Below are 10,168 nucleotides of genomic sequence, written 5' to 3' on the forward strand. Positions count from 1 at the left end.
GGGAAAGCCCAAAATGCTCATCCGCATCGCGCTTGCCAGAAAACTTCTCGTCATCCTCAATGCAAAAGCACGCGACGCGAGAAGTGAGTTCGCAAATGCAACTTGACCCCCCAGATAGTCGCTCTCCCCCATTTCATGGGGGCGAGGAACCCAAGCTTTCAGCGGCCGCGACCCTTCGAGATTAGCGTTTCCTCGCCCCCACAAAGTGGGGGAGAGGGCCGCGAAGCGGACGGAGAGGGGGCTGGCGCTCCCGTAGCCTCCGCCCCCTACCTTTCCTCCACAATCCGCAAATACGCCGCCGTCACGAACAGCACGATCAGCCCGAACAGGATCCGCCTTGCCCCCTCTGGCATCTGCAGGATCGTCAGCAGCGTCGTCAGCACGGTCAGGATCAGCGCGCCGATGATGGTGCCGGTGTAGCCGCCGCGGCCGCCGAAGATGGAGGTGCCGCCGATCACGGCGGCGGCGACCGAGGGCAGCACCAGCGGTTCGGCGAGCGACAGCGATGGGGCCTTGATCAGGCCGATATAGAGCAGGCCGGTAATGCCGGCGAGCACGCTGGAGGTGACGTAGAGCGCGGTGATCACCTGCCAGTATTGTACGCCCGACAGGCGGGTTGCGCGCTCATTGTCGCCGACGGTGTAGAGCAGGCGGCCGAAGCCGGTGCGGGCGAGCGTGAAGACGATCAGCGCCGCCAGCGGCACGAACAGCAGCAGCGCGTTGGGGAAGCCCCATGTCACGCCGGTGCCGAGCCAGGCGAGGAAGTCGGGGATTTTCGCGCCCGACGCGATCACCGTGCGCTGGTAGACCTGCAGGCAGCCGGTGCCGATCAGGCTGGTGCCCAGCGTCATGATCAGCGGGTGGACGCGGAAGACGCCGACGCCGATGCCGTTGACGAGGCCGATCAGCACCGCCGGCGTCATCGCCAGAAGGAACGCCACCGCCGGGCCCTGGTTGACCACTTGCGTCGCCATGATGAAGGCGCTCATCGTCGCCACCGTGCCGACCGACAGGTCGATGCCGCCGGTCAGCATGGTCATGGTCTGGCATCCCGCCAGGATCGCCAGCGGAATGGCGAATTTGATGGTGTTGGCGATCCAGCGCTCGTTGACGATGCCGGGTCGCAGGATCTGCAGGATCACCACCAGGATGACGAGCAGGATGACCAGCGGGATGAGCGGCCGGTCGGCCATGAAGCGTTTTACGCGGCGGCCGAAGGGGACGGGGGTGATGGCGGTGGTGCTCATGGGGTGGCTCGCGGTGGGGTTGGCGCGACCTCCCTTCTCCCCTTGTGGGAGAAGGTGGATCGGCGCACAGCGCCGAGACGGATGAGGGGTGCGTGACGGAACGAGGCGGTGGCGTTCCCTGGAACACCCCTCATCCGACCTCGCTTCGCGAGGCCACCTTCCCCCACAAGGGGGGAAGGAAGAAGCGCGCGCCTACCCATCATTGCCGCCCCCGCATGGTGATGAACGCGCCGAACATCACCACCGCCACCATGATGGCGCCCTCGATGATGGCCGTGACGTTCGGATCGATGGCGAGCAGCGTCAAATCCGTGCGAACCAGGCGCAGCACGAAGACGGCGACGATGGGGCCGAGCAGGCCGCCCTTGCCGCCGCCGAGCGCGACGCCGCCCAGCACGACCGCCGCGACGCTGGCCAAGAGATACGGGCCGGGGATGGGGGCGCCGATGCCGGTGCTCATGGTCAGCGCCAGGCCGCCAAAGGCGGCGAGCAGGCCCGACAGCGCATAGGCGATGATGCGGGTGCGCTTCACCGGCACGCCTGAGCGGAACGCCGCCAGTTCGCTCGAGCCGATGGCGTAGAGGGAGAGGCCGAGGCGCGAGCGCCTGAGCGGTATCCAGATGATGCAGAGGCAGACGATCAGCACCAGCAGCGCCTTCGGGACCCAGGCGTCGATGGCGTCGGGCAGGCCTGGGAACGGCACGGTTCCGGAGATCAGCGCCTTCAGCCATTCGGCGATGCCACCGCCCGGCGCGTCGAGCACCAATAGCGCCGCGCCCTGCAGGACGAACAGCATGGCGAGCGTGACGACAATGTCAGGCACGCGGGTCACGACGATGAGCAGGCCGTTGAGCGCGCCGAGCGCGAAACCCATGGCGAGCACGAAGGGCACCACGAACAGCGCGTATTCTTCCGACGCGCCATTCATCATCGAAGCGGCGGTGACGCTGGTCAGCGCCATCATGGCGGCGACCGACAGGTCGATGCCGCCGGCGATCACCACCACGGTCTGCGCAGCGACGGCGAAAGCGTAAGGCAGCACGGCGCGCGCGAGCGAGCCGAAATCGTTGCTGCCATAGGCCGGCTGGATGATCCGGGTGGCGATGAACAGGACGACGAGCAGGGCGAAGAGGCCGACGACCCAGCCCTGGCGGCGCAGGAAATGGCTCATGGCGTCGCCTCCGGGGCATCGGAGGCATGGGCGGTGGGATCGGCCAGGATACCGATATCGGCCTTGGCGCCGCGCGGCAGGCCGTAGGCGGCGCGCATCAGCGCCGGCTCGTCGGCCTCCTCGACCGGAAAAATGTCGACGAGGCGGCCGCCGAAGATAACGATGACGCGGTCGCAGACGCGCTGCACCTCTTCGAGTTCCGAGGTGTAGAACAGCACCGACTTGCCATTGCCGGCGAGCTCGCGCAGCAGTTTGTAGATCTCCTGCTTGGTGCCGACATCGATGCCGCGCGTCGGGTCGAAGCACAGGATGGTGCGGGCGTCCGCCGCGATCCAGCGGGCGATGGTCACTTTCTGCTGGTTGCCGCCGGACAGGCGCTGCACCTCGCCCTGCGCGCGGGTGTCGATCTGCAGCCGCTCGATGGCGCTGAGCACCGTCGCGCGCTCCTTGCGCATGTTGATCGGCCCCCAGTTGCGCAGAGCGGCACTGAAGGGCAGGGCGATGTTCTCGCGCACCGAGCGCTGCATGGCGAGCGCCTCGGATCGGTCGCCCGGCACATAGGCAATGCCGGCGCGGATGGCGTCGATCGGGTGTGAAAATTTCACGGGGGCGCCATCGACTTCGATGGTGCCGCCGGAGGGACGGATCGAGCCGGCAAGGGTGGCGAAGAGTTCATCCTGGCCCTGGCCTTCGAGCGCGACGACGCCGGCGACCTCGCCATCGGCGAGATCGAAGGAGACGTCGCTGAGCTTGGTGCCGACGCGTAAGTTTTGCACGGCGATGCGCGGCCGGGCAGGGGCGGGCGCGGCCTTCTCGGCGGCGCTGCGGGCGGCGACATGGGTTTTGACAATGCGGGTGCCGAGCATCAGCTCGACGATCTTTTCCTCGACGCCCGGCACGATGTCGACGACGCCGACGGTTTCGCCGTCGCGCAGCACGGTGGCGCGGTCGCACAGCGCCGAGATTTCGACGAAGCGGTGCGAGATGAAGATCACGGCCCGGCCCGAGTCGCCCTGGCGGCGCACCACTTCCAGGACTTTTTCGGCGAGGTTGGCGGGAAGTGCTGCCGTCATCTCATCGAGCAGCAGCACGTCGGGTTCGACGGCGAGCGCGCGTGCCAGGTCGAGCACGCGCAGCACGGCCAGCGGAATGTCGCGCGCGGTGTCGCGCAGATCGAGGTCGACAATGCCGAGTTCGCGCACCCAGGCGCGGAACGGCTCGACCGGCGTGCCGGTGAGCCTGAGATTGGATAAGACGTCGAGATCGGGGATCAGCGACGGTTCCTGGTAGACCGGCAACAGCCCGGCGCGGCGCGCGGCGGCGGGCGAGCGTATGTCGCGCGCCTCGCCGCGGATCAGGATACGCCCGGCATTCGCAGGAATGGCACCGGTCAGGATCTTCACCAGCGTCGACTTGCCAGCACCGTTGGCGCCCATCAGAGCGTGGACCTCGCCCGGCAGGACGGAGAGCGACGCGTTGCGCAGCGCTGCAACCGCGCCGTAGTTCTTGGCGACACCGGTGGCGTCGAGGAGGGGGCTGGTGGTCAAATCGCGGTCTCGATTCACGTGGTCTGTTTTGCAGCAATACGCCACGCTTGCGCGCGGCGTATTGTCGAGAAACTCCCCCTTCTCCCCTTGTGGGAGAAGGTGTCGCCGAAGGCGACGGATGAGGGGTGTTCCAGCGGAGTGAGGCGTTGATGTCTTCTGGAACACCCCTCATCCGTCTCGGCGCTGCGCGCCGATCCACCTTCTCCCACAAGGGGAGAAGGAAGAGGCGCGGCTGCTTACTCCCCCGGCCCCTTGCACGCGATGATCTGCTCCTTGGTGTACGTCGTCCACTCAGGGATCGAGATCGAGACCGGCCATTCCGGGCTGAGCGACGGGTCGGCGGCGGCTTTCAGCTTGGCCTTGCCTTCGTCGGTGGCGTTGTCCCACAGTTGCGGGTCGACCAGCACGGTCTGCTGTGCCGGCTTCTTGCCGTCGAGGATCTGCAGCGCCAGCGTCACGCCCGCGCCGCCGATCGAGCCGGGGTTGGTGACGGCAGCGCCGACGAGGCCCTTGACCGAGCTCAGCTGGCCGACGAAACCGGCATTGTCGGCGCCGACCACCGGCACCAGCGGCGCCTGCGATTCGACCAGCGCGTCGACGATGACGTTGTCGATGCCGGAGGTCCAGATGCCGTTGAACGGCGTGCCGGTGGCCAGGAACGACAGCATCTGCTGCTTGGCCTGGTCCTGCTGCCAGCCGGTGAAGACTTCCTGCGCGACCTTCACGTCGGGGTTTTCGGCCAGCGCCTTCTTGAAGCCTTTGTCGCGATCGGAGTCCGCCGAAGCGCCGGCGGCGCCGCGCATGTAGAACACCTCGCCCTTGCCGCCCATCTGCTGGAACAGCCATTTGGCGCCGAGATAGGCATACTGTTCCTGGTTGTTGGAGATGATGTAGGCCGACGGCTCGGTGACCGCCTGGTCGACGGCGACGACGACGATGCCGGCCTTGGTGGCTTCCTCGAGGCCCGCCTTGATGCCGGCGGGATCAGCGGGGTTGACGACGATGGCGTCAACCTTGGCGCTGATCAGGTTGCGGATGTCTTCGAGCTGGCCGGCGGCATCGGTGTTGCGGTGGGCGATGTTGAGTTTCGTCACTTCGCCGGACGCCAGCGCCTGCGCCTTCATGGCGCAGACCATCTCCTCGCGCCAGCCATTGCCCTGCACGGTGTTGGAAATGCCGATCGTGTATTTGCCTTCGGCCGACGAGACGCCCATCGACGCCAGCAAGGCAGCACCCGCAAGCAGCGGCACCATGGTCAGTATTTTCTTCATGTCAGTACTCCTCCACATTGTTTTTCAGTTCCAGGGTTTTGCGCCTGCCGGATTGCGACGGGATCAAACCAAGTTGTTACCTCGTCATTTGACGAAGGGACGCAGCACGTCGCGGGCAAGCAGGAAACCGCGCTTGACCTGATCGTCGCTGCCTTCAAAGCGTCGGTCCTCGTGCTCGATGATGACCGAGCCGTCATAGCCGGCACGGTAGAGGCCGGAGAAGAAGCCGCTCCAGTCGACATCGCCCAAGCCCGGCATGCGCGGCACCTGCCAGCCTATCCCGGCCGAAAGAATCCCGCGCTCATAAAGTCCATCATGATCAATCATCAGGTCCTTGGCGTGGACATGCAGCATGTAGGGGCCGAACTCCCTGATGAAGCGGGCCTGGTCGATCATCTGCCAGACCAGATGCGAGGGATCGAAATTCATGCCGACCTCGCCGCCCCACGCCTCCAGGATGCGGCGCCAGATCTGCGGCGAATAGGCGATGTTGTGCCCGCCCGGCCACTCGTCATAGCTGAAGATCATCGGGCAATTCTCGAAGGCAAGCTTGACGCCATGGCCGCGCGCATAGGCGACGATCTCGGGCCAGACTTTCAGCGCGTCCTGCCAGTTGACGTCGACGGTCTTCGAGGCATCGCCGCCGCAGAACGTGTTGACCACCGGCACGCCCATATTGGCGGCCAGCGCGATGACCTTCTTCAGATGACTGATGACGGCCTCGCGATGCGCGGCGTCGGGATGCAGCGGGTTGGGATAGTAGCCGAGGCCGGAGACCGTCAGCTTCTTCTCCGTCAGCGACGCAACGATCTCCTTGGCCTGCGCAGGCGAGGTCGAAGCAGCGTCGATGTGGCTGGTGCCGGCATAGCGTCGCGTGGCGCCGGAAGTTTTCGGCCAGCAGGCGATTTCCAGCGCCTCGAAGCCGGCGGAATGCGCCCAGCCGGCCACCTCGCCAAGCGGCGTCTCCGCAAACGGCGCGGTGAGCAGTCCAAGTTTCATAGTGCCTCCCCTGGTCGTGGCTTCACGGCCAAATCCTATAATGCCGATTGTTTGGATCGCTTCAACCTCGCGACCTCATCTTGTTCAAGAATGCGCCGGACGGCCGCCATCGGATCGTCCGATAGCAGGTCGCCCAGCGCCGATGTGACGGCCGCGCGGAACGTCCCGTCAGCGGCGAGGCCGGGGTCGAATATCCCGTCGATGGCCAGGATGGCGGACGCCAGCGCCTGCGCATCATGGCCGGTCGTGTCGGCGATCTCGGCGACCTTGCCGGCATAGGGATCCGACACCGGCCAGCGTTTGCCAAAGCGATCCGAGGCCTGGATGAGATAAGCCATCCATCCGGCGACGGGCACCGACAAAAGGCCGATGCTGGCGCCCTGGCTCAGCCGGTCGCGGATCGGGTTCAGCATGCGCTGGACGATCTTCTGCGAGCCGTCGGTCGCGATCTGGTGGTTGCGGTGGCGGATTGCGGTGTTCTTCAGCCGGGCAAGGCTCTGCTCGACATAGGCGAGCGGTAGGATGCCGGATACCGGCATCAGCGTCGGCACAGTCTCCTCGATCAGCATGCGCCTGATGAAGTCCGACAACAGCGGGTTGGCCATGGCATCCGATGTATGCTCGAGCCCGGCCAGCACGCCAAGTGTGGCGAGCGTGGTCTGGGCGCCGTTCAGCACCCGCATTTTGAGATGCTCGAACGGCGTCACATCGTCGACGAAGGTGGCGCCGACGAGATCCCAGCGCGGCATGCGGCCGGCGAATTTTTCCTCGATCACCCATTGCCGGAACGGCTCGCCGACGGCGACAGCGCCGTCGCGATAACCGAACCATTGCTCGACGCTGTCGAGGTCGGCCTGCGTCACCGCCGGCGCGATGCGGTCGACCATGGCTGAGGGGAAAGCGACATTGGACGCGATCCAATCCGCCAGCCCATTGCCGCGCCGTTCGGCAAAGCTGCGCACGACATTGCCGAGGATGACGCCATTGGTCGGGATGTTGTCGCAGGAGAGCAGTGTCAGCGGTCGGCCATGCGTGGCCTGGCGCAACTCCAGCGCCCGCACCAACAAGCCGGGCACGCTGCGCGGTGTCTCGGGGTGGGCGAGGTCGTGGACGATGTCGGGATGGGCGAGGTCGAGTTCGCCGCTCGACGGGACGTGGCAATAGCCTTTTTCCGTCACCGTCATCGTCACCAATTCGATGTCGGGCGAGACCAGCACGCCGAGCGCCGGTGCCGCACTCTCCTGGCTGTCGACCACCCGGACGATGCTGCCGATGACGCGTGCCTCGATATGGCTGTTTTCGCGGATCAGCCTTGTATAGAGCCCGCTCTGCCGTCCCAACGTGTCGGCGAGGCTGGGCGGGCGGATGTTGATGCCGACAATGCCCCAGCGGTCGAAGCGCAGCGTGATGAGATCGTCGGTGTATTCGGCCTGATGGCAGCGGTGGAAAGCGCCGACGCCGAGATGCGCCATGCCGGGCGCCAGCAACGTGCGGTCGTAAGACGGTGTCTGGACCGATGCCGGCAAACGGTCGAGCAGCGCCGGCCCGAGTGTCTCGGTGGAAGCGCTCACCGGTTCGCCCCGATCACCGCCTGCTCCTGGTCGATCACGGCGCCGGTCATCGGCCCTGCGGCGTCGGAGAGCAGGAAGACGGCGAGGCTGGCGATATCGGTCGGCGTCAGCAGCCGGCCGAAGGGCTGCGCGGCGTTGGCCTTGTCGAGCCAGCCGGGGCCGTTGCCCAAAGTCTCGGCCTGCATGATGCGTTCGGCCGGCGTGTCGGTCCAGCCGACATTGATGCCGTTGACGCGGATGCGGTCGAAACGGTGGGCGTTGGCGGCGTTCTTGGTCAGCGTCGCCAGCGCGCCCTTGGTGGCGGAATAGACGGCAAGCTCCGGCGAACCGCAATGCGCATTGATCGACAGGATGTTGAGAATAGCGCCGCCCTGGCCGCGCTGCTTCATGTCCGCAATCGCCGCCTGCATCAGGAAGAACGGCGCGCGCGCGTTGACGGCAAACAGCGCCGCCCAGTCGTCGAGGCTGGCGTCGAGGAAGGAGGCGCGGTCGGTCAGGCCGGCGGCGTTGACCAGCGCATCGATGCGGCCGAAGCGCTCGATGCAGGCCTGCGCCAGAAGGGCAGGGGCTTCCGGATCAGCGAGGTCGGCGGCAACGAAGATGGTCGGCGTGCCCAATTGCGAGAGCTCGGTCGCCACGGCCTTGCCACGTGTTATCTCGCGCCCAGTGACGAGAAGGCCGGCCGCACCGGAACGGGCCAGCGTCTCGGCAATGGCGCGGCCAATGCCTTGCGTCGACCCGGTGACCAAAGCCACCTTGCCGTCCAGCCGGATCTCCATTCCTCCTCCCGGAACAAAGTTTCTATTTTTCTAGATATGGAATGGTAATTCCCGATAGTCAATTGTGCCAGTTGTGCTCCGTGAGAAGCCGATCGCCGGACTTAGCGCCGCCCCTCACCTGCCTGCCGGCATCCTCTCCCCGTATAGTGACGGGGAGAGGGGGCTCGTCGCCACCTTCGCCAATTACCAACGTTGCAAAGAGGTGCCAGCGTTGCGGCCAGCCCCTTCTCCCCGTCACTATACGGGGAGAAGTGCCCGGCAGGGCGATGAGGGGCAGCGCTGACTTCGGGAATTCATGATCTTCGTCACAAGTCGAAAGCTCTCGATCAATATTCACTCCCCGCGTCGCGCCGCCACCCCATGGACCAGCGCCATGCCGACGGCCAGTGATGCCGCCAGCGAGCGGAAGCCGGCAAAGTCGGATTCCACTACTTCGAGCCAGCTGTCCGACAGCGGGATCAGCGGGCTGAAGGTGCTGTCGGTGACGGTGACGATGCGCGCCTGGCGTTCATGCGCCACCGCGACCAGATCGGGCGTGATCGAATTGTAAGGGCTGAAGGAGACGGCCAGCACCGCGTCTTGGCCGCCGATGCAGCCGATCTGGTCGAGCGCCGAGGAGCCGACATTGTCGACCAGCACGTTGCGCACGCCTTGCTGCGAGAGGGTCAGCGACAGATAGGCGGTGACGGGAAAGGCGCGCTTGGAGCCGATGACATAGATCAGTTCGGCATCCGCAAGCAGCGCCACCATCTTGTCGAAACTCTCGACATCGAAGCCGGCCTCGATGCGGCCGAGCGAGGCCTGCGACGCCCCGACCATGCCATGCAGGAAATGCAGGTTCGGCTCGGTCTCGGTGCGCGGCTCGCCACGCCCTTCCGGCCATGATCCCTTGATGTGTTCCTTGAACAGGCCCTGGAAATCGGAAAAGCCGGAATAGCCGAAGATCTGCGCAAAGCGCACCAGCGTCGAGGGCTGCACGCCGGCCTGTGCCGCCACCTGCGCGATGGTGCCGAGCGCGACGTCGCTCGGATGCTGCCACAGGAAGATCGCCACCTGCCGCAGCCGCTTGGGGAAATGCACCGTGCCCGACGACAGCACGGCGCGCAGCTCCTCATAAGTTTGCGGCTGGATATAACCCAGTGCTGCCAGAGAGCGTCCCCGCTTGCGTGTCGCCGCCTCGTCGGCGATCGATCGTCCTGACTTGCTTGCCCCACTCATGATATTCAGGCTAGCGCGATACGATCGTTTTACAATATGAAAATTGGAAATCGTGTTCGAAAGCGGTGATTGATGCGAGCGGTCAAAAGCAGCGCTCTACGGCGCCCCCCTCTGTCCTGCCGGACATCTCCCCCACGGGTGGGGAGATTGGCAGTTTCGCCTTCGGCGAACCTCTTGCAACGTCCGAGATTGGCGAAGGCCGCCGTGGCAGCCGATCTCCCCCCTTGTGGCAGGGCTATCGCATATGAGTAAAGAGGTCATAGAAGAAGTCTTTGCTCCAGTTTGCCCTTCGCATCTTGCTGGCGATAGGTTTGTCGAGCGGATGGGCAGCCAAGATGTTTTGCGCGAGCCTTCGGATGACAGCC

8 protein-coding genes and 1 pseudogene are annotated in these 10,168 nt (G+C 65.5%); 1 reads left to right on the plus strand and 8 read right to left on the minus strand.

Features of this window, described 5'->3' with window-relative positions:
- Positions 1 to 106, plus strand: a pseudogene (locus AC04SG_RS32335) (IS110 family transposase); the annotation flags it as partial.
- Between the two features lie 160 nt (positions 107 to 266).
- Here AC04SG_RS32335 and AC04SG_RS32340 read toward each other — a convergent pair.
- The 8 genes from AC04SG_RS32340 to AC04SG_RS32375 all read right to left on the minus strand — a co-directional run bounded on the left by AC04SG_RS32340 (position 267) and on the right by AC04SG_RS32375 (position 9,803).
- Positions 267 to 1,247 (minus strand): ABC transporter permease, encoded by a 981-nt coding sequence (locus AC04SG_RS32340; protein ID WP_488554329.1) that lies wholly within the window; start codon positions 1,245 to 1,247, stop codon positions 267 to 269.
- A gap of 199 nt (positions 1,248 to 1,446) precedes the next feature.
- Positions 1,447 to 2,418 carry an ABC transporter permease gene (locus tag AC04SG_RS32345; RefSeq protein WP_488554330.1) on the minus strand — a complete coding sequence of 324 codons (972 nt, stop codon included), beginning with the start codon at positions 2,416 to 2,418 and terminating at the stop codon, positions 1,447 to 1,449.
- On the minus strand, positions 2,415 to 3,965 hold the full coding sequence (locus AC04SG_RS32350) for a sugar ABC transporter ATP-binding protein (RefSeq protein WP_488554331.1): 1,551 nt from the start codon (positions 3,963 to 3,965) through the stop codon (positions 2,415 to 2,417). The genes AC04SG_RS32345 and AC04SG_RS32350 overlap by 4 nt, the downstream gene beginning before the upstream one ends.
- 236 nt (positions 3,966 to 4,201) lie before the next feature.
- Complete coding sequence (locus AC04SG_RS32355) at positions 4,202 to 5,236, minus strand: ABC transporter substrate-binding protein (protein ID WP_112563458.1); 1,035 nt, start codon at positions 5,234 to 5,236, stop codon at positions 4,202 to 4,204.
- An 84-nt stretch (positions 5,237 to 5,320) separates the two neighbouring features.
- Positions 5,321 to 6,235: a sugar phosphate isomerase/epimerase family protein gene (locus AC04SG_RS32360; RefSeq protein ID WP_488554332.1), complete on the minus strand. Its 915-nt coding sequence runs from the start codon at positions 6,233 to 6,235 to the stop codon at positions 5,321 to 5,323.
- Between the two features lie 35 nt (positions 6,236 to 6,270).
- Positions 6,271 to 7,806: a mannitol dehydrogenase family protein gene (locus tag AC04SG_RS32365; protein ID WP_488554333.1), complete on the minus strand. Its 1,536-nt coding sequence runs from the start codon at positions 7,804 to 7,806 to the stop codon at positions 6,271 to 6,273.
- On the minus strand, positions 7,803 to 8,585 hold the full coding sequence (locus AC04SG_RS32370; RefSeq protein ID WP_488554334.1) for an SDR family oxidoreductase: 783 nt from the start codon (positions 8,583 to 8,585) through the stop codon (positions 7,803 to 7,805). The genes AC04SG_RS32365 and AC04SG_RS32370 overlap by 4 nt, the downstream gene beginning before the upstream one ends.
- 333 nt (positions 8,586 to 8,918) lie before the next feature.
- Positions 8,919 to 9,803: a MurR/RpiR family transcriptional regulator gene (locus tag AC04SG_RS32375; protein WP_488554335.1), complete on the minus strand. Its 885-nt coding sequence runs from the start codon at positions 9,801 to 9,803 to the stop codon at positions 8,919 to 8,921.
- Positions 9,804 to 10,168 lie beyond the last annotated feature (365 nt).

It is taken from the genome of Mesorhizobium sp. CNPSo 4684 (genome assembly GCF_057784315.1).

Coding starts and splice junctions, on each gene's coding strand:
- AC04SG_RS32360 (WP_488554332.1), bottom strand. CDS start 6,235: ATGAAACTTGGACTGCTCACCGCGCCGTTTGCGGAGACGCCGCTTGGC.
- AC04SG_RS32355 (WP_112563458.1), bottom strand. CDS start 5,236: ATGAAGAAAATACTGACCATGGTGCCGCTGCTTGCGGGTGCTGCCTTG.
- AC04SG_RS32370 (WP_488554334.1), bottom strand. CDS start 8,585: ATGGAGATCCGGCTGGACGGCAAGGTGGCTTTGGTCACCGGGTCGACG.
- AC04SG_RS32345 (WP_488554330.1), bottom strand. CDS start 2,418: ATGAGCCATTTCCTGCGCCGCCAGGGCTGGGTCGTCGGCCTCTTCGCC.
- AC04SG_RS32340 (WP_488554329.1), bottom strand. CDS start 1,247: ATGAGCACCACCGCCATCACCCCCGTCCCCTTCGGCCGCCGCGTAAAA.
- AC04SG_RS32375 (WP_488554335.1), bottom strand. CDS start 9,803: ATGAGTGGGGCAAGCAAGTCAGGACGATCGATCGCCGACGAGGCGGCG.